Here is a 17,898-nt window from a genome sequence, read left to right as displayed (position 1 = left end):
CGTGGGCTGCCCGGCCGAACTGCCGGGCAGCCGAACACGCAGCGCTGGTACGTTGATACGTCGCGCCGCCCGACGACGGTACTGACCGCACCGGCGGGCGAGCGCGACCGTGCTCGTCCCCTCGGTGGAGGATCCCCGCGCCGTGCCCGAACCCACTCCCGACCCGTCCGCCACCGGACGGGAACCCGAGCCCGATCCGGAACTGCTGCACGAGCAGGCCTATGTGGGCATGCTCTACGAGCAGCTCGAGGATCGCCGCAAGGACACCACCCGGCGGCTCGCCGACACGCTGCGCGAGGAGACCGTCGGCACCCCGCAGGCGCTGACCCAGCGCGACGCGGCCGCCGCGCTGCTCGCCGACAAGCTGGCCGCGCTGCGCGCCGCCGAGCACGGTCTCGCCTTCGGGCGGCTGGACTCCGACGACGGCGAGACCCGCTACGTCGGCCGGATCGGGCTGCTCGACGAGCAGAACGAGTACGAGCCGCTGCTGATGGACTGGCGGGCGCCCGCGGCGCGGCCGTTCTACACCGCGACCGCGGCGAACCCGGAGGGCATGCGCCGGCGCAGGCACCTGCGGACCCGGCTGCGCAACGTCGTCGCGATCGACGACGAGCCGCTCAACCTCGCCGAGATGACCGAGGAGGAGCAGGCCCGCGCCGGGGCCGGGCTGACCAGCGAGGCCGCGCTGCTGGCCGCGGTGTCGCAGGCCCGCACCGGACGGATGGGCGACATCGTCGCCACCATTCAGGGTGAGCAGGACCGGATCATCCGGTCCAAGCCGTCCGGGGTGCTGGTCGTGCAGGGCGGGCCGGGTACCGGTAAGACGGCGGTGGCGCTGCACCGCGCCGCCTACCTGCTCTACACCCACCGTGACCGGCTGGCCCGGCGCGGTGTGCTCGTGGTCGGGCCGAACCCGACGTTCCTGCGCTACATCGGGCAGGTGCTGCCGTCGCTGGGGGAGACCTCGGTGGTGCTGGGCACCGTCGCGCAGCTCTATCCCGGGCTGGACGCCCGCCGCCGGGAGGACCCGGCGACCGCGGAGCTGAAGGGCCGCGCCGACATGGCCGCCGTCGTCGCGGCCGCCGTGCGGGACCGCCAGCAGGTTCCGCGCAAGCCGATCGAGCTGGTGGTCGAGCAGCAGCGGGTCGTACTGGACCGGGACACCGTCGCCCAGGCCAGAACGCGCGCCCGGCGCTCCCGTAAACCGCACAACGAGGCCCGCCGGACCTTCCGCAAGGAGCTGCTGCGGCTGCTCGCCCAGCAGGTCGCCCACCGGGTCGGGGCGGAGCTGCTGGACCGGCTCGACGTCGAGGACATCCGTGAGGAGCTGACCGAGTCGGCCGCGATGGCGCACGAGCTGGAGCAGCTGTGGCCCACGCTGTCGCCGGAGCAGCTGCTCACCGACCTGTTCGCCGACCGACGGCGGCTGAACTCGGTGGCCCGCCGGATCCCGGCCGCCGAGCGGGTGCTGCTGGAACGCGACGCGCCGGATCCCGAGCTGCCCTACGAGCAGCGCTGGTCGGCCGCCGACGTGGCGCTGCTCGACGAGGCGGCCGAGCTGCTCGGCGACGACGGTGCCGCGCAGGCCGCGGCCGAGGCCGCCGCGCTGCGCGAGGAGGTCGAATACGCCCAGGGCGTGCTGGACGTCCTCGATCTCGAGGAGGATCTCGACCCGGAGCTGCTGCGCGCCACCGACATCATCGACGCCGACCGGCTCGCCGAGCGGATGCAGGTCTCGCGCTACGACTCGACCGCCGAGCGGGCCGCCGCGGATCGCGAGTGGACCTACGGGCACGTGATCATCGACGAGGCGCAGGAGTTGTCCGCGATGGCCTGGCGGATGGTGATGCGCCGGGCGCCCGCCCGCTCGATGACACTGGTCGGGGACATCGCGCAGACCGGTGACCGGGGCGGTGCCGGATCGTGGCACGACGTGCTGTCGCCGTTCGTGGCGCGCCGCTGGCGGCTGGAGCAGCTGACGGTCAACTACCGGACGCCCGCGGAGATCGCCGACGTCGCCGACGACGTGCTCACCGAGATCGACGCCTCGCTGGAGCCGCCGTCGTCGGTCCGGTCGACCGGGGTGCCGCCGTGGGCGGCGTCGCTCCCGGCCGCCGGCGCCGAGCGGGACCGGGTGCTGGTGGATCGGGTCGCCGCCGAGCGGGACGCGGTCGGCGAGGGCCGGACGGCGGTGCTCGTCCCGGCCGCACGGCTGGAGCAGACCCGGGCGGCGCTGGTCGCCGCCGGGGTCGTCGACGCCGACACCGACCCGGACGAGCTGGACACGGCCGTCGTGGTGCTCGCGGTGACCGGGTCGAAGGGCCTGGAGTTCGACGCCGTCATCGTCGTCGAACCGCAGGAGATGCTCACCGAGTCGCCGCGCGGCCTCAGCGACCTGTACGTGGCGATCACCCGGGCGACCCAGCGGCTCGGCGTGCTGCACTCCGGTGACCTGCCGCCGGTGCTGAAGCGGATCAGCCGGGAGCGGTAGCGGCGATCAGCAGGAACGCCGGCTCGGCGGACAGCGCCGCGAACGTGCCCGGGTGGTCGACGGCCATCTCCTCGACCGGCCGCGGCTCGACGAGATCGGTGAGCGACAGCCCGGCGCCGCTCACCCAGCCGGTGATCCTGCCCAGCGGATGGTGCCAGAACCGGACGGACGCGGAGACCGCTCCGACCGACCACCGGATCGGGATCGGGTAGCTGTCGAGGTAGTCGCCGTGCCCATCCGGTGCCAGGCTCGGCACCCGCCGGTCGGTCATCGGATGGTGCACCGACGCGACCAGCCGGCCACCGGGGCGCAGCACCCGCCGGATCTCGGCGAGCGGACCGGACCAGTCCGCCAGGTAGTGCAGGCTCAGCCCGGCGACGACGGTGTCGACGGCCGCGTCGGGCAGCGGCAGCGGATCGTTCATGTCGTGCTGCAGCAGCGTCGCCCGGTCGCCGAGCAGCCCGGCCGCGGCCGAGATCATCGCCGCGCTCCGGTCGAGCGCCGTGACCCTCGCTCCGGCCCCGAGCAGCGCGGCGGCGGTCACCCCTGGGCCGCATCCCAGGTCGAGGACGTCGCGTCCGCACTGGTCGCCGCACAGCTCCAGCAGGGCCGGCCGTTCGTAGTACGCGTTGTAGGGACCGGTTCGATTGTGCTCGACGTAGTGACCGGCCAGTACGTCGTAGGGATCGGTCGGCATCGGGTCAGTGGACAGGATCGGCCGCCGCGCTCGCACCGTGGCGCTCAGCGCGCGGGCCCGGCCTGCCCGCCGCCGTGGTCACGCACCCGGACCTGGTTCCGGCCGGCCCGCTTCGCGGTGTAGAGGGCCTCGTCCGCGGCGGCGAGCAGACGATCGAGCTCGGTTCCCGCACCGGGCTGCACGGCGGCCCCCACCGACACGCTGAGCCGGTCGATCCGCACGGCGCCCTGCAGCGACGGCACCTCCACGCTCATCGACTCGACCCGCCGCCGGATCCGCTCACACGTCTCGCGCACCGCCGTCGCCCCGGCCGCCGGATCCTGCTTCATCGTCCCCATCGCGACGACGAACTCCTCACCACCGAACCGGCCGACCACGTCGGTGCCACGGACCTCGCCGGTCAGCACGTCGGCCATCGAGGCCAGCACGGCGTCCCCGACCAGGTGGCCGTACCGGTCGTTGACGTCCTTGAAGTGGTCGAGATCGAGGATGAGCACGCCGGCGGCAACCCGGTCGCGGCGGGCCGCGGTGAGCAACCGGGTGGCGCGGGACCGCCAGGCGTCGGCGTTGAGCAGTCCGGTCTTGGCGTCCGTGTTCGCCTTGTCCTCCAGCTGGCGGAGCAGGGTCGTCTGCTCGAGCAGCAGCAGCGACGGCACCAGCAGGCCGACCAGCAGCCAGTAGTGCGGGACGATCACGACGGCGACCAGCGCGCCCAGGCTCAGCGTCGCCAGCTCCAGCACGATCTCGCCGCCGGCCAGGATCGCCAGGAAACTCGACCGCGGCTGCGACAACCGGATCACGGCGACCACCAGCAGGGTGTTCGTCAGCGTGTAGACCAGCAGACAGCACAGCAGGGTGACGACGCCGGCGACCGAACCGACGTCGCCGCCCACGCCGGAGTACTCCCGCAGCATCACGACCAGGTACACGGCGAGCACGACGGTGGAGGTCGAGTAGAGCTGCCGGTGCAGTGGCGTCCCGGCCGGGCGGAACACCCGGAGGAACAGGTGCAGGTAGACGGCCACCACGGTGGCGACCGCCGGCACGGCGGGCAGCAGCAGGGCGGCCGCGAAAGTCCACACCGAACTCAGGTCGATGTAGCGGGTATCGGCTATTCGGCGACGCATCCGTTCGGCCCCGAGCGAGAGCTCGGCATGCAACGCCGCCGCGACGAGTAGCGCCCCGCTGACGATCCACGGCCGCGGTTCGAGCAGTTCCGGGCCGTGCCGCAGCAGCTCTGCGGCCACCAGCAGTACGGCGGTGACCTCGACCGCGATCAGCAGCAGGCGTACTCGCAGTGGCAGCTGCCGGAACGGCCGGCGGCGCGCCGCGTTGCCGGTACCCGGTACCCGGGCGCCGGATGCCGAGGGATCTCCAGACAAGGGTGCCGAACCTTTGATCGTTTCTCCCGCCGAGCATAGCGGCTGGGAGCACGGACCCGCCGCTGGTCAGCAGGGGCGGGACCGGGCCACGGCTGCGGCCCGCGCGGTGCGGTGAACCGGCCTCTGGAGATCAACACGGCACCTGACATGGCGAAGTCGTGTTTACCCTTGTTGCCGGATCTCACCCATACGAGTGTCCGCACTGCGGACGGTGACGACTCCGGGACACATTCCGGGGAGTCAGGGGAGGGGCATGGGATCCCCGGGGCCGACGACGGGGAGGTGAATCGACATGCGCAACTGGAATTGGTGAAACAGATCGCGAAGGGATGATCACCGCGAACAGCCGGAAGGGGATCGGGCAATGCGCAACTGGAACTGGTGACCGCGTCCGAAAGCCGTCGACTCGATCGGGAAAGGAGTACGCCATGCGCAACTGGAACTGGTGAATGCGCGCCGTGCGTGGTTCTCGCGGCCCTGCCGCGTCAACCACGCACGGGCGGCGAGGCCGCATACAGATCCCGCAACAGGGCGATCTCGGCGCCGTGATGGATGACCTCACGGTGGATGTGCAGGACCAGCGTCGCGAGCGGCGCATCGGAGTACGGGCCCTCGGCCGGCCCGCACGGCCGGGCCAGCCCGTCCGATCCGAGCGCCGTGACACCCGCGGTCCAGCGGCGGTAGGCCTCGTCGAGCTGGGCGAGCGCCTCCGCCGCCGTCCCCGCGCAGGCGTGCGAGTCGTAGTCGACCGGTGGTCCGCCGAAGTGCGAGTGCACCCGCATGCCGAGCACGCCGACGATCACGTGCACCAGCCGCCAGGCGATCGTCGTGACCGGCGGCGGCTCCGGCACCGGGAACACGAAGTCGATCACCCGGTCCCCGGACCCCGCGCCGGGCGGGGTCACGGACTCGCCCCGCGGGCGCACGCTCCACATGCCGCGCACGGGCTCCCAGAGGTACTCGTCGTCGGTGAGCCCCGCCAGGCGGGGCCGCAGCTGCTGCTCCCAGTGGAACGTCAGCTGCGCACCGAGCTCGGTGTTCCAGTCGATCGTGCGGTCCATGGCGGCAGGCTAGGACCGAACGAGGTCAGGCGCTGTCCTCGTCGTCGAGCGCGATCGGGCCGCGGCGACCAGGGCACCCGCCAGCCGCAGGTCGTCCGGGCTGCGCTCGGGATGGGACTGCACCCCGAGCACCCACGGTCCGCCGTCGCCGGTCTCGATCGCCTCGACGACCGCACCGGCGCGGGCGGTCACCCGCAGCCCGGCCCCGAGCCGGTCCACCGACTGGTGATGGTGGCAGCGGACGGTGACCGGCTCGGTGCCGAGCGCCGCCGCGGCCCGGGATCCGGGCTCGGCGACGACCTGCACCGGCGCATAGCTGCCCGGCCCGGCGGAGTGCTCGGCGGCGACGCCGTCTCCCACGACGTCCGGCAGGTGCTGGTGCAGCGTGCCGCCCAGTGCGACGTTGAGCAGCTGGTGCCCGCGGCACACGCCGAGCACCGGGATGCCGAGGTCCAGTGCGCGGCGCACGGCGGCCAGGTCGGCGGCGTCCCGCTCGGGCCGGGGATCGTCGTCGTGCGGGCCGCGGACGGCGCCGTAGTGCGCGGCTCCGATGTCCGGCCCGCCGCTGACCAGCACGCCGTCACAGGCCGCTGCCGCGTCGGCGGCGTCCGAGGTGGGCGGTAGCAGTACCGGTGTGCCGCCGGCGGCGGAGATCATGTCGAGGTACCCGCGCGGGATGAGCACGGTCTCCTCGTCCTCGACGATCCAGTAGCTGGCCCGCTCGGTGTAGCCGGTGATCCCGATCAGCGGCCTCACGCGTCAGCTCCGCGCAGGACCTCGAGCACCTGGTCGCCGTAGCGGGCCAGCTTGCCCTCGCCGATCCCGGCGATCGTGCCCAGCGCCGCCCGGTCGGCCGGGGTCCGGGAGGCGATCTCCCGCAGCGTCGCGTCGTGGAAGATCACGTAGGCTGGCACCCCCTGTTCCTTGGCCGCGCCGGCACGCCAGCTCCGCAGCCGCTCGAACACCGGCGCCGCGTCGGCGGACAGCTCGACGGCGGGCTTGGAGCCCGGTCCGGAACGCGAGCGCGAGCGGGCGGCCCGCTCCGGCTCCGAGCGGAGCATCAGCGGCTTCTCGCCACGCATCACGGCGGGGGAGTCGTCGGTGAACACCAGCGTCGAGTGCAGCCCGCCGACGGCCAGCAGCCTGCGCGCCACCAGCTGGCGGATCACGCTGCGCCACTGCGGCTCCGACAGCTCGGTGCCGATCCCGAACACGGAGAGCTGGTCGTGCGAGAACTGCTCGACCTTCGCCGTCCGCCGACCCAGCAGGATGTCGATCAGGTGCACCGCGCCGAAGCTCTGCCTGCGCTCGTTCTTGAGCCGCCAGACGGCGGACAGCGCCTTCTGCGCGGCGACCGTGCCGTCCCACGACGACACCGGGGTCAGGCAGGTGTCGCAGTTGCCGCACCGGCTGGTTCCGGCGTCCTGACCGAAGTAGCGCAGCAGCTGCACCCGCCGGCACTCGGTGGTCTCGCAGAGCGCGAGCATCGCGTCCAGGTGCATGCCCAGGCGGCGCTTGTGCGCAGCGTCGCCCTCCGAGTCGTCGATCATCTTGCGCTGCTGGACGACGTCGGCGAGCCCATAGGCCAGCCAGGCCGTCGACGGCTCGCCGTCCCGGCCGGCGCGGCCGGTCTCCTGGTAGTAGCCCTCGACGGACTTGGGCAGGTCCAGGTGCGCGACGAACCGGACGTCCGGCTTGTCGATGCCCATCCCGAACGCGATGGTCGCGACCATCACCAGGCCGTCCTCGCGCAGGAACCGGGACTGGTTGTTGCGGCGCACCGCCGCCTCCAGTCCCGCGTGATAGGGCAGCGCCCGGATGCCCTGCCCGGAGAGGAACTCGGCGGTCTGCTCGACCGACTTGCGGGACAGGCAGTAGACGATGCCGGAGTCCCCGGCGTGCTCGGCGCGCAGCAGTTCGAGCAGCTGCTTGCGCGGCTCGTTCTTCGGGGCGATCCGGTACTGGATGTTCGGCCGGTCGAAGCTCGCGACGAAGTGCCGCGCGTCGGTGAGCTGCAGCCGCTGCGCGATCTCGGTGCGGGTGGCCTCGGTCGCGGTCGCGGTGAGCGCGATCCGCGGGACGTCCGGCCAGCGCCCGTGCAGCTCGGAGAGCAGCAGATAGTCCGGCCGGAAGTCGTGGCCCCACTGCGCGACACAGTGCGCCTCGTCGATCGCGAACAGTGCGATCCGGCCACGCTCCAGCAGCCGGACGGTCGACTCCACCCGCAGCCGCTCCGGCGCCAGGTAGAGCAGGTCCAGCTCGCCCGCCAGGAACTCCTGTTCGGTGAGCCTGCGCTCGTCGGCGTCCTGGGTGGAGTTGAGGAACCCGGCCCGCACGCCGAGCGCCTGCAGCGCGTCGACCTGGTCCTGCATCAGCGCGATCAGCGGGGAGACGACGACGCCGGTGCCCTCCCGGACCAGCGCCGGGACCTGGTAGCAGAGCGACTTCCCGCCACCGGTCGGCATGAGCACCAGCGCGTCGCCGCCGGCGACCACGTGCGAGACGATCTCCTGCTGGTCGCCGCGGAACGCGTCGTAGCCGAAGACCCGGCGCAGCACCTCCTGCGGGTCGGAGCTGCGCACCCGGGGCACGACGGGCTCGTCGGTCGGCATGTCCGAGCGGCCGGGGTCCTCGAAGCCACCGGAGCGCGCAGAGCCGCCACGGCCGCCGGGGCCGGCTGAGCCGGCTGGGCCCTCGGACCCGCCGGGGCCGTCATCGGGCGGCGGTTCCCAGCCGTGGTCGTCGTCCGGCTCGGGCGGGAGCGGGATCTCGTCCGGTGCGGCAGGGTCGAACACACCCCCGATCGTAGGGGCCGGGATCAGCCGGTTCCGCCCGGCTCCGGCGATCCGGCACCGAGGACCGCGGGCGGCTCGTCGAGCGGCACGATCCGGAGTGCCACGACCGTCTGCGCCCGGTCCCCGCCGCCGCACATCCATCACCTGTGCCCGCTCGATCGGGTGATGTCCGCGCCGCGGCGCGCGGTACGAGTGGATGGCCGCTGAGCTGCACGGACACGCCGTACGGGGTGGGATTCGGACAGCCGCTCGCCCCGACGGAGCACCGTCGTGGGGCGAACGGCCCCGGGCGGCGAGGGCCCCGGAGTGACCGGATCGGTGCTGCGCGCGCCCCGCCGGGGGTGTAGGTACTCGGGTAGGACACGGCGCGCCGACCCCGGTGCGCGCCCTGCACGCGGTAAGGAAACTCTGTGGATCTCAAGATCGGGTACAAGGCGTCGGCCGAGCAGTTCGGCCCGCGCGACCTCGTCGAGTACGCGGTGCTGGCCGAGCAGGTCGGGCTGGACAGCGTCTGGGCGTCGGACCACTTCCTGCCATGGCGGCACACCGGCGGGCACGCTCCCGCCGCGCTGCCGTGGATGGCGGCGGTGGGGGAGCGGACCGAACGGGTCCAGATCGGCACCTCGGTGCTGACTCCCACCTTCCGCTACAACCCGGCCGTTCTCGCGCAGACGTTCGCGACGATGTCGCTGCTCACCGGGGGCCGGATCATCGCCGGTGTCGGCACCGGCGAGGCGCTGAACGAGATCGCCGTCTCCGGCCGGGAGTGGCCGGAGTTCAAGGAGCGCTTCGCCCGGCTGCGCGAGGCGGTCCGGGCGATGCGCGCGCTGTGGACCGAGGACTCGGTCTCCTTCGAGGGCGAGTACTACACGCTGGTCGACGCCACGATCTACGACCGCCCCGAGCAGCCGGTCCCGATCTACATCGCGGCCGGCGGCCCGATGGTCGCGCGTTATGCCGGACGGCACGGAGACGGCTTCATCTGCACTTCCGGCAAGGGGATGGAGCTCTACACGGAGAAGCTGATCCCGGGCGTCGAGGAGGGCGCCGCGAAGGAGGACCGGGACGCCGGCACGATCGACAAGATGATCGAGATCAAGATCAGCTACGACCGGGACCCGGAGGCCGCCAGGGAGAACTGCCGGTTCTGGGCGCCGCTGTCGCTGACCGCCGAGCAGAAGCACTCGGTCGGCTCCTCACAGGAGATGGAGCGGCTGGCCGACGAGCTGCCGATCGAGCAGATCACCCAGCGCTGGATCGTCGCCTCCGACCCGGACGAGGCGGTCGAGCAGATCCGCCCCTACCTCGACGCCGGGCTGAACCATCTCGTCGTGCACGGGCCGGGCGCCGACCAGCGCCGTTTCCTCACCCAGTTCTCCGAGGACGTGCTGCCCAAGCTGCGGGCGCTGGCGTGAGCGCACTGGAGCGCGACGGCCGGGTACTGCGCTGCCGGGTCTCCTCCGGCCGGCACGGCACCCTGGACGGCGCCGCGATGCAGGAGGTCACCGCGGCGCTGGAGAAGCTGGCGGACACCGACCCGGCCGATCCGGACGGCGTCGGGGCGGTGCTGCTGCACGGCGACGGCGAGAACTTCTGCACCGGTGGCGACGTGCGTGCCTTCGCCGGCGCCGAGGACCGCTACGGCTACGTGCACGATCTCGCGGACACCTTCCACGCGATGCTGCGACCGCTGGTCGGCTCGCCGGTCCCGACGGTCGCCGCGGTGCCGGGCTGGGCCGCCGGAGCCGGGATGAGCATCGTGCTGGCCTGTGACCTGGCGGTGGGCGGCCGGTCGACCCGGCTGCGCCCGGCCTACCCGGCGATCGGGTTCTCCCCGGACGGCGGGATGACCTGGACACTGCCGCGCCTGGTCGGCGCTGCGCGGGCCCGCCGGATCCTGCTCACCGACGAGGTGCTGGACGCCGACGCGCTGACCGAGCTCGGCGTGCTCGCCTCGGTGGTCGACGACGACGCGGTGGCCGACGAGGCCGCAGCGCTCGCGCACCGATTGGCGCAGGGTCCGACGGCGGCGCTCGGCCGGATCCGAGGGCTGCTGGGCCGCACCTGGGAATCGACCCTGGACGACCAGCTCGCGGCCGAGTCGGACTCGATCGCGACCTGCGCGGCCGGGCCCGAGGGCACCGAGGGGCTCACCGCGTTCACCGAGAAGCGGCGGCCCCGGTTCCACTGACCGGGGCGGGCCCGGTCAGCGTCCGCTGGCCGGGCTCCCCGCGGCGAGCCGGCGGCCGCGCTGTGCCGGACGGTGGGTGCCGGGCATCCCGACACCCCAGCGCTGCACCGGGCGGTGCAGGCCCGGCCCGAGCGGCCAGCCGGAGTCGAGCGGGGCGAGCAGCCGGTCCAGCTCGGAGTCCGGGGTGGCACCGACGCTGTTGCGCAGCAGCTGCTGGAACTTCTCGTACTCGGCCAGCGCGTCGGAGACGTGTCCGCCGGCCAGCAGGGCCTCGACCAGTGCGCGGCGGGAACGCTCGCGGCTGGGGGCCGTGGCCACCGCGCGGCGAGCGACGGCGACCGCGTCGTCGTGCCGGTCGACGGCGGTGAGGGTGCCGGCGAGGCCCTCCAGCGCGGAGAGCCGCAGCTGACGGAACCGCTCCCGCTCGACGGCGATCCACGGCGCCGTCCAGGACGGCAGGATGTCGGCCTCGAGCAGGCCGGTCTGCGGGCAGCCGATGTCGCGCACCGTGCGCAGCAGATCGGCCGAGGACAGCCCGCGGACCAGCAGCAGCGCCTCGGCGAGATCGACCCGTACGTCGTCGGCGAGGTGCAGCCGGCCGCGGTCGTCGGCGGCCAGCAGCTCCGGGAGATCCACCCCGGTCACGGCCTCGTCCAGCAGCCGGGCCGCCGGGGCCGGGCCGACGCCCGACCACAGGTCGGCGGCCAGTGCGGCGGTCGGCTGGGGGCGCGGGTGCACGGCCAGGTAGGCGATGAGCCGGCGCGAGTCGACCGGCAACGGGACCGGGTGGTCGTCGACGCGCAGGCCGAACGCGCCCAGCACCCGCACCCGGGGGCCGGAGCACTCGGTGCTCCGGTCGGCCGGCGCGCGCTCGGTTGCGAGGTCGGCGGACTCGGCGTGTGCTGGTGTCACATCACACTCACTGGATCGACAGTGATCGTCGGACATGCGGTTTCCCCGGATCGTTCGTGACGTGCGGCCCGCAGGCGGCCCTGCGCCGGGCCGGGGTGCGCCACCCGGGCGGAAGACCGGGGCGCGGAGAGGGCGCGACGAGACCGCATCGCACGGACGGCGGGCGGCGTCTCCGTGCGATGTGCTCGATCGCCGAGGATAGCGGAGCCGGGCCCCGCGCGTGAGATCCGGGTAAGGATTCACTCCGGCGGCGGGGTCCGCGCACCGCCGAACGTGGCAGTTCAGGCGCGGACGAGCAGCCGGACACGGGTGCCGTCATGGGCCCGCCACACGTGCAGGCTGTCGCAGAGCTGGCGGGCGATCCAGGTGCCGCGTCCCCGGGGCCGCGACGGGTGCGGCGGCGCCAGCCCGATCAGGGCCAGTGGGATCGAGCCGGTGTCGTGCACCTCGCACACCAGCTCACCCGGGCGGGACCAGACCGACAGCGCGGCCTCCGGCGAGCCGTGCTCGACCGCGTTCGTCGCCACCTCGTTCACCGCCTGCACCATGTCCTCACCGCGGACCGGGTCGAACCGGCAGGCACGGGCGGCCTCCTCCACCGCGTCGCGCACCCGGGACAGCTCGAAGGTGTTGTACTGCAGCTGCACGTCCGGCGGCCCGAGCAGATGCGGCGGGGCGAACGGGAGCGCCGAGAGCACCTCGGCCGGTGAGCGGAACGCCGGATTGCCGGTCAGCTGCTCGGCGCGCAGCTGCAGCGGATGGTTCGCGACGGCGGCGTCACCGATCGCACCGTGCAACGGGATCCGCGGATACACGCAGAGCTGGGTGACCGCCAGGCCGTCCAGCGAGATGTTGAGCGCGGCCTCCAGCTCGATCCAGAACCCGCCGTCGATCCCGTCGAGGTCCGGATCGTGCTGCGCCACGACGAACACCGGCCTGCCCGACGACGTCAACGCCCGCAGCTCCCTGGCCCGCCACGCGGCCACCGTCTGGCCGGACTCGCGGGCCGAGCGGGTCAGCGTGGTCAGCCTGCCGATCCCGCCCGCACAGTCGGCCAGCTCCGCACGCAGCGCCTGCTCGGCGTCGGGGGAGACGGCGAGTGCGATCTGGGCGCCGGTGTCGCGGTCCGCGGCCGCGGCGACCGGGGCGACCCGGCGGACGAGCTCCGCGGTGTCGTCGGCATGCACCAGCGCGTGCGCGAACCCGGGTGGACGGGGGACCGCATTGACCTTCACCGGACCTTCACCGATCCTCACCGGACCTGCTGCGCGGGTGGCGCGAGCCGGGGCGGATCGTCGTCGAAGGCGAGCTGGGGCGAGAACGCGGCACCGCAGCGGTCCAGGATCCGCTGCACCCGGGGGCGCACCCGGTGCAGCACCAGCCGATGGGTGGACGGGAAGCCCTCGGCCGCATGCACCAGTGCCACCGCCGACGCGACGTCGACGAACCGGACCGAGGCCATGTCGAGCCCGATGTCGGTCGGGGCGTCGGCCGAGCGCAGCGTGCCGTCGAGTGCCTGGTGCAGCAGCGAGGTGATCTTCGGGCGGTTGCTGTGGTCGATCTCGCCGGCCAGCCGGGCGTGCCCGATCCCGAGCCGGACGATCCGCAGCAACCCGTCGTCGTAGGCACCGGCCACCGCCAGATGGTCACGGTGCAGCGCGCGCATGATGTCGATCGACTCGTCCGGGAAGTGCACGTGATCGAACGTGCAGAGCGCGGAGAGGTTCTCCCGGTTCTCCCGGATCAGCCGGGCGAGCAGCCCGTCGTACTCGGGCAGCGTGCCGGACGCCGAGGGATCGAGCGCCGCGTGCATCTGCCCGGTGATCCGGGTGCCGGTCCAGCCCGCGTCCAGCGCATCGGCCACCTTGCCGGTGATCCCGGCGTGGATGTCCGGGAGCGGGGTGCGGAAGGTCCGCCGGGTGTCCTCCTCCGGAAGGATCTCCAGCTGCCCGGTGCGGAGTGGCTCGTCGATCCGGTGACCGTCCTCGGTCATCCTGCGCAGCAAGCCGTCCGCCGCACCGTCGTCGTCGAAGAACAGGACCTTCTCGCCGCGGGCCAGCCCGTGCGCCACGAACCCGGACGCGATCTCCCCGAGATGCTCGACGCTCTCCGGGATCGCGCAGACGTGATCACCGGACGACACATCGTCCGCCAGCTTGATCACGTGTCACCTACCGGGGCGGGCCGCCGACTGTCGGCAGGCACGCCCTGTCACGCCTACGAGGACGACGTCACCGTACGGAGACCCGCGGAGCCCCCCGGAGACCTCGGACCGTACCGGGCGCCGAACCGACAGTGACACGCGGCGAGCGGCCCGCCACCGGCGGTGGACCGCAGGTGGCGGCACCCCGTCCGAGCCGTTCGGCGCAGCAGGATGACGCCCGGACGGACCAGAACGGATCAGGAAGCGGGCCTGACCTCGACCGATGTGGTCGCGCTGCCCTTGATCGTCTGCAGCACCACGCAGTACCGCTCGGTCAGCTTCACCAGGGTGGCGACCGTGTCCGGGTCGGCCGCCGCGTCCCCGGAGCGGACGTCCACGTCGAGGAACAGCCGGATGTCACGGAAGCCGACCGGCGCGTCCTTCGCGACACCGAGCGTGCCGCGGAAGTCGAGATCACCCTCGGCCCGCAGACCACCGCTGACGTCGAGCTCCAGCGCGGTGGCCACCGCCCGCAGCGTCACCCCGGCACACGCGACCAGCGCCTCCAGCAGCATGTCCCCGGAGCACAGCTGGGTCCCGTCGCCACCGGTGGCCGGGTGCAGCCCGGCCTCCGCGAGTGCCTGGCCGGTCGTCACCTTGCAGGCGACCCCGGCGCCGAGCTCGCCGTCCGCGGACAGCGTGACGACCGCGGAGCCGGGATCGTCGCGGTACTGCTGTTTGAGCGGAGCCTGGATGTCCTTCAGCGTTCCGCCGGGGATCGGGCCGGACCCCGGGGAGGAATGAGTGTCGGTCACGGCACCCATCCTCACCCCGCCGGGCCGGACTGCACAGTGCGGGAGCCGTCTAGGCTGACCGGGTGGGCGGGGAATCCGATACGGGCAGGGCCGCGGCGGTCCGACGCGGCGCCCGCGAGGCCCGGGACACGGTGCGCGACACCGTCCGGGACTCGGTACACGAGGTCGCCGGACCGCCCACCGGCGACGATCGGCTCTGGACGGTGCCGAACGCGCTGAGCATGCTGCGGCTGGCCGGCGTCCCGCTGTTCCTGTGGCTGATGCTGGGCCCGCAGGCCGACGGCTGGGCCGTCGCGGTGCTGGCGATCGGCGGCTTCACCGACTGGCTGGACGGCAAACTGGCCCGGGTCCTCGACCAGTACAGCCGGTTCGGCGCGATGCTCGATCCGGCGGTCGACCGGCTCTACATCCTCGCCGCACTGATCGGTCTCGCGATCCGCGACATCGTGCCGTGGTGGGCGGTGGCCGCGCTGCTGGCCAGGGACGTGGTGCTGGCGGTCTGCGTGCTCGTGCTGCGCCGCCGTGGCTACGGCCCGTTCGAGGTGATCTACCTGGGCAAGGCGGCGACCTTCGTGCTGCTCTACGCCTTCCCGTTGCTCCTTCTCGGTGACGGGCCGTCCGCCGCGGAGACCGCCGTCCGGGTGATCGCACACGCCTTCGCGATCTGGGGCGTCGCCCTCTACATGTGGTCCGGCCTGCTGTACATCGCGCAGTTCGTGCTGGCGCTGCGCAGCCCGTTCCCACCCCCGACGACCCGCTTCGATCACCCGGATGGCGGGCGCTAGGCTCACTGCGTGAGTTCGGAGATTCCGTCGGACCTGACCTACACCGAGGCCCACGAGTGGGTGCGCGACACCGGGAACGGGGTGGTCCGGATCGGCATCACCGATCATGCCCAGTCGCAGCTGGGCGATGTCGTGTTCGTCCAGCTTCCGACGGTCGGCGACACCCTCTCCGTGGGCGACGCGATGGGTGAGGTCGAGTCGACCAAATCGGTGTCGGACATCTACGCCCCGGTGCCAGGCGAGGTCGTCGCCGTGAACGAGGCACTGGACGCCGGTCCGGAGCTGATCAACTCCGCTCCGTACGGCGACGGCTGGATCATCGACCTGCGGCTCGCCGACGGTGCGACGCCGGCCGGGCCGCTCGACGCAGAGGCCTACCGCCGGCTCGCCGAGGGCTCCTGACCGACCTCGGCGACCGCCTGACGCAAGTGTCGCCCGGACGCCACCGCCTGACGTATCGCGGTGACACCCGGGCAGGTAGGTTCGGTCCCCCTGACACGTCGACACCGCAGCCGGCCGAGACAACACCGCGACAGAGCGATCACGGCGGACGGCCTGCCTGCATCACCCGGACCGTGTCCGGGATTCCCGTTTCCGGAGGAGGAGACCCCGAGGTGACCACGAACGACCCGCGCGACGTGCCGCCGGAGCGCGCACCGGAGACCACATCGGTCTTCCGGGCGGACTTCCTCGCCGATGTGGAGCAGCCGAGCGCCGAGCCCGCCGTCTCCGGCGTCGACGGGCTACCCGCCGGGTCGGCCCTGCTGGTGGTCCGGCGCGGTCCGAACGCCGGTTCGCGCTTCCTGCTCGACGTGCCGACCACCAGCGCCGGCCGGCACCCCGACAGCGACATCTTCCTCGACGACGTCACGGTGTCCCGCCGGCACGCCGAGTTCCGGCGTGACGCGGGCGAGTTCGTCGTGGTCGACGTCGGCAGCCTCAACGGCACCTACGTCAATCGCGAGCCGGTCGACACGGCGGTGCTCGCGAACGGCGACGAGGTCCAGATCGGCAAGTTCCGGCTGGTCTTCCTGACCGGCCCCCGCGAGGGCGACCCCCGGGGCTGATCCATCCGCGGCGGTCCAGTCGACACGCCGCGGGAAGGACGGGCGTGTGACGATCGTCGAAAGGACGCTCGCACACCCCGTCCGGAGGCGCGCATCGGTGGCCCCGCCCGTGTAGCGTCGGAACGTGTCGGTGGCAGCGGTACGAGCGACCACAGCTCCCAGGGCGCGGACCAGGGCGAGCAAGGCGATCAGGGCGGCCGGGGTGGCGGGTCCATCCCGGGCGGCCGACAGGCCCGACAGGGCCGGGGAGGCGGGCTGATGAGCGAGATGCGCGTCGTGGGCGTCCGGGTCGAACTCCCGGCGAACCAGCCGATCCTGTTGCTGCGGGAGACGAACGGTGATCGCTACCTCCCGATCTGGATCGGATCGGTCGAGGCGACTGCCATAGCTCTCGAGCAGCAGGGGGTGAAGCCGGCCCGGCCACTGACCCACGATCTGCTCAAGGACGTCATCGGGGCGCTGGGGCGGCGGCTGGAGCAGGTACGGGTGACCGACCTGCAGGAGGGCACCTTCTACGCCGAGCTGATCTTCGACGGCGGCGTGACGGTCTCCGCACGGCCGAGCGACTCGATCGCGCTGGCACTGCGGACCGGAGTCCCGGTGCACGCCGACGAGAGCGTGCTGGCCGAGGCCGGGCTCGTCATCCCCGACGAGCAGGAGGACGAGGTCGAGAAGTTCCGCGAGTTCCTCGACTCGGTGTCGCCGGAGGACTTCCGCGGAGCCCAGCCCGGGTGACACCCGATCGGGCGTTCCGGACCGTTCGGCGACATCGGATGCCGCTCGGCGTGTCCGGCCCGTCCCGTGCCACGTCACCTGGCGTTGTGCGGCACGGCCGTGTCGGCGAGCCGCGTTGACCACTCCGGCCGCCGCGCCTACCGTCATCTGCGTTGATGACATCCGTGCAACTCACCTTCACCGAGAGTGATGGGAAGGTGAGGATGGCCACGGTGCGGCCGACCGAGGGAGACCACGCGGTGCAGACGCCACCACCCGAGGGGCCGGGGCAGGCAGAGCTGTTCCCGGACCCGCTCGTCGGTGAGGGGCTGGACGGGGTGTCCGATCGCCTCGTCGGCTTCCGCGGCCCGACCGCGTGCCAGGTCGTCGGTATCACCTACCGGCAGCTCGACTACTGGGCACGGACCGGGCTGGTGGTGCCCTCCATCCGCGGGGCTGCCGGATCGGGCAGCCAGCGGCTGTACTCGTTCAAGGACGTACTCGTCCTGAAGATCGTGAAGCGGCTGCTCGACGCCGGGGTCTCGTTGCAGAACATCCGGATCGCGGTCGAGCACCTGCGCCGGCGCGGGATAAGAGATCTTGCCGGGATCACCCTGTTCTCCGACGGCACCACCGTCTACGAGTGCACCTCCCCGGAGGAGGTCGTCGATCTGCTGCAGGGCGGCCAGGGTGTCTTCGGGATCGCCGTCTCGGGCGCGATGCGCGAGATCAGCGGTGTGATCAAGGACTTCCCGGCGGAGCGGGCCGACGGTGGCACCGTCGACGAGTCCCCGGAGGACGAGCTGGCCCGGCGCCGGTCGCGGCGCGCCATCTCCTGACCGGCG

Annotated in this window: 17 protein-coding genes; 8 read left to right on the top strand and 9 right to left on the bottom strand. The window is 72.8% G+C overall.

Annotated elements, in window-relative coordinates:
• Nucleotides 1–229: 229 nt before the first annotated feature.
• Nucleotides 230–2,491: a HelD family protein gene (locus tag Pdca_RS17265; RefSeq protein WP_085911247.1), complete on the top strand. Its 2,262-nt coding sequence runs from the start codon at nt 230–232 to the stop codon at nt 2,489–2,491.
• Here Pdca_RS17265 and Pdca_RS17260 read toward each other — a convergent pair.
• The 5 genes from Pdca_RS17260 to recQ form a co-directional block, all read right to left on the bottom strand.
• A complete protein-coding gene (locus Pdca_RS17260) occupies nt 2,475–3,188 on the bottom strand; it encodes a class I SAM-dependent methyltransferase (RefSeq protein WP_085911056.1) in 714 nt (237 codons plus the stop codon). The two genes, Pdca_RS17265 and Pdca_RS17260, sit on opposite strands and share 17 nt — an antisense overlap.
• 44 nt (nt 3,189–3,232) lie before the next feature.
• Entirely contained in the window at nt 3,233–4,570 is a 1,338-nt protein-coding gene (locus Pdca_RS17255; protein WP_232021016.1) for a GGDEF domain-containing protein, read from the bottom strand.
• Nucleotides 4,571–5,055: 485 nt separating this feature from the next.
• Entirely contained in the window at nt 5,056–5,631 is a 576-nt protein-coding gene (locus Pdca_RS17250) for a DinB family protein (protein WP_085911055.1), read from the bottom strand.
• 9 nt (nt 5,632–5,640) lie between these two features.
• Nucleotides 5,641–6,387 carry a gamma-glutamyl-gamma-aminobutyrate hydrolase family protein gene (locus tag Pdca_RS17245; protein WP_197719745.1) on the bottom strand — a complete coding sequence of 249 codons (747 nt, stop codon included), beginning with the start codon at nt 6,385–6,387 and terminating at the stop codon, nt 5,641–5,643.
• On the bottom strand, nt 6,384–8,243 hold the full coding sequence (gene recQ / locus Pdca_RS17240) for a DNA helicase RecQ (protein ID WP_174824260.1): 1,860 nt from the start codon (nt 8,241–8,243) through the stop codon (nt 6,384–6,386). The genes Pdca_RS17245 and recQ overlap by 4 nt, the downstream gene beginning before the upstream one ends.
• A 593-nt stretch (nt 8,244–8,836) precedes the next feature.
• On the opposite strand from recQ, the gene fgd reads away from it, so the two are divergent.
• Both fgd and Pdca_RS17230 read left to right on the top strand, forming a co-directional pair.
• Entirely contained in the window at nt 8,837–9,841 is a 1,005-nt protein-coding gene (gene fgd, locus Pdca_RS17235; protein ID WP_085911053.1) for a glucose-6-phosphate dehydrogenase (coenzyme-F420), read from the top strand.
• Nucleotides 9,838–10,617, top strand: coding sequence for an enoyl-CoA hydratase/isomerase family protein (locus tag Pdca_RS17230; protein ID WP_197719744.1), 780 nt, complete (start codon nt 9,838–9,840; stop codon nt 10,615–10,617). Before fgd ends, Pdca_RS17230 begins: the two co-directional genes overlap by 4 nt.
• 15 nt (nt 10,618–10,632) lie before the next feature.
• Here Pdca_RS17230 and Pdca_RS17225 read toward each other — a convergent pair whose 3' ends face one another.
• From Pdca_RS17225 to Pdca_RS17210, 4 genes are all read right to left on the bottom strand, one after another.
• Nucleotides 10,633–11,529 (bottom strand): AfsR/SARP family transcriptional regulator, encoded by an 897-nt coding sequence (locus Pdca_RS17225; protein ID WP_158092059.1) that lies wholly within the window; start codon nt 11,527–11,529, stop codon nt 10,633–10,635.
• A gap of 281 nt (nt 11,530–11,810) precedes the next feature.
• Nucleotides 11,811–12,764, bottom strand: coding sequence for an ATP-binding protein (locus Pdca_RS17220; protein ID WP_158092058.1), 954 nt, complete (start codon nt 12,762–12,764; stop codon nt 11,811–11,813).
• A gap of 17 nt (nt 12,765–12,781) precedes the next feature.
• On the bottom strand, nt 12,782–13,693 hold the full coding sequence (locus Pdca_RS17215) for an MEDS domain-containing protein (RefSeq protein ID WP_085911050.1): 912 nt from the start codon (nt 13,691–13,693) through the stop codon (nt 12,782–12,784).
• 236 nt (nt 13,694–13,929) lie between these two features.
• Nucleotides 13,930–14,496, bottom strand: a complete 567-nt coding sequence (locus tag Pdca_RS17210) for an OsmC family protein (RefSeq protein WP_085911049.1) — start codon at nt 14,494–14,496, stop codon at nt 13,930–13,932.
• A gap of 53 nt (nt 14,497–14,549) precedes the next feature.
• Here Pdca_RS17210 and Pdca_RS17205 point away from each other — a divergent pair, with 53 nt between their 5' ends.
• The 5 genes from Pdca_RS17205 (at nt 14,550) to Pdca_RS17185 (ending at nt 17,892) form a co-directional block, all read left to right on the top strand.
• Nucleotides 14,550–15,272 (top strand): cardiolipin synthase ClsA, encoded by a 723-nt coding sequence (locus tag Pdca_RS17205; protein ID WP_085911048.1) that lies wholly within the window; start codon nt 14,550–14,552, stop codon nt 15,270–15,272.
• Between the two features lie 9 nt (nt 15,273–15,281).
• Nucleotides 15,282–15,674, top strand: coding sequence for a glycine cleavage system protein GcvH (gene gcvH, locus Pdca_RS17200; RefSeq protein WP_085911047.1), 393 nt, complete (start codon nt 15,282–15,284; stop codon nt 15,672–15,674).
• Nucleotides 15,675–15,886: 212 nt separating this feature from the next.
• Complete coding sequence (gene garA, locus Pdca_RS17195) at nt 15,887–16,339, top strand: glycogen accumulation regulator GarA (protein WP_085911046.1); 453 nt, start codon at nt 15,887–15,889, stop codon at nt 16,337–16,339.
• A 258-nt stretch (nt 16,340–16,597) separates the two neighbouring features.
• Nucleotides 16,598–17,074: a bifunctional nuclease family protein gene (locus Pdca_RS17190; protein WP_010224693.1), complete on the top strand. Its 477-nt coding sequence runs from the start codon at nt 16,598–16,600 to the stop codon at nt 17,072–17,074.
• Nucleotides 17,075–17,277: 203 nt separating this feature from the next.
• Nucleotides 17,278–17,892, top strand: a complete 615-nt coding sequence (locus Pdca_RS17185; RefSeq protein ID WP_125911444.1) for a MerR family transcriptional regulator — start codon at nt 17,278–17,280, stop codon at nt 17,890–17,892.
• Nucleotides 17,893–17,898: the final 6 nt, after the last annotated feature.

The sequence above is a fragment of the Pseudonocardia autotrophica genome, assembly GCF_003945385.1.
Taxonomy (GTDB): domain Bacteria; phylum Actinomycetota; class Actinomycetes; order Mycobacteriales; family Pseudonocardiaceae; genus Pseudonocardia; species Pseudonocardia autotrophica.
The sequence above is the reverse complement of the archived record's forward strand: the minus strand, read 5'-3'. Positions and strand labels throughout refer to the sequence as shown.

Bases quoted from the DNA above. Each gene is read 5' to 3' on its own strand.
- Pdca_RS17185 (WP_125911444.1), top strand. From the start codon at position 17,278: ATGGCCACGGTGCGGCCGACCGAGGGAGACCACGCGGTGCAGACGCCA.
- Pdca_RS17190 (WP_010224693.1), top strand. From the start codon at position 16,598: ATGAGCGAGATGCGCGTCGTGGGCGTCCGGGTCGAACTCCCGGCGAAC.
- Pdca_RS17210 (WP_085911049.1), bottom strand. From the start codon at position 14,496: ATGGGTGCCGTGACCGACACTCATTCCTCCCCGGGGTCCGGCCCGATC.
- Pdca_RS17265 (WP_085911247.1), top strand. From the start codon at position 230: ATGCTCTACGAGCAGCTCGAGGATCGCCGCAAGGACACCACCCGGCGG.
- recQ (WP_174824260.1), bottom strand. From the start codon at position 8,243: ATGCCGACCGACGAGCCCGTCGTGCCCCGGGTGCGCAGCTCCGACCCG.
- Pdca_RS17250 (WP_085911055.1), bottom strand. From the start codon at position 5,631: ATGGACCGCACGATCGACTGGAACACCGAGCTCGGTGCGCAGCTGACG.
- Pdca_RS17260 (WP_085911056.1), bottom strand. From the start codon at position 3,188: ATGCCGACCGATCCCTACGACGTACTGGCCGGTCACTACGTCGAGCAC.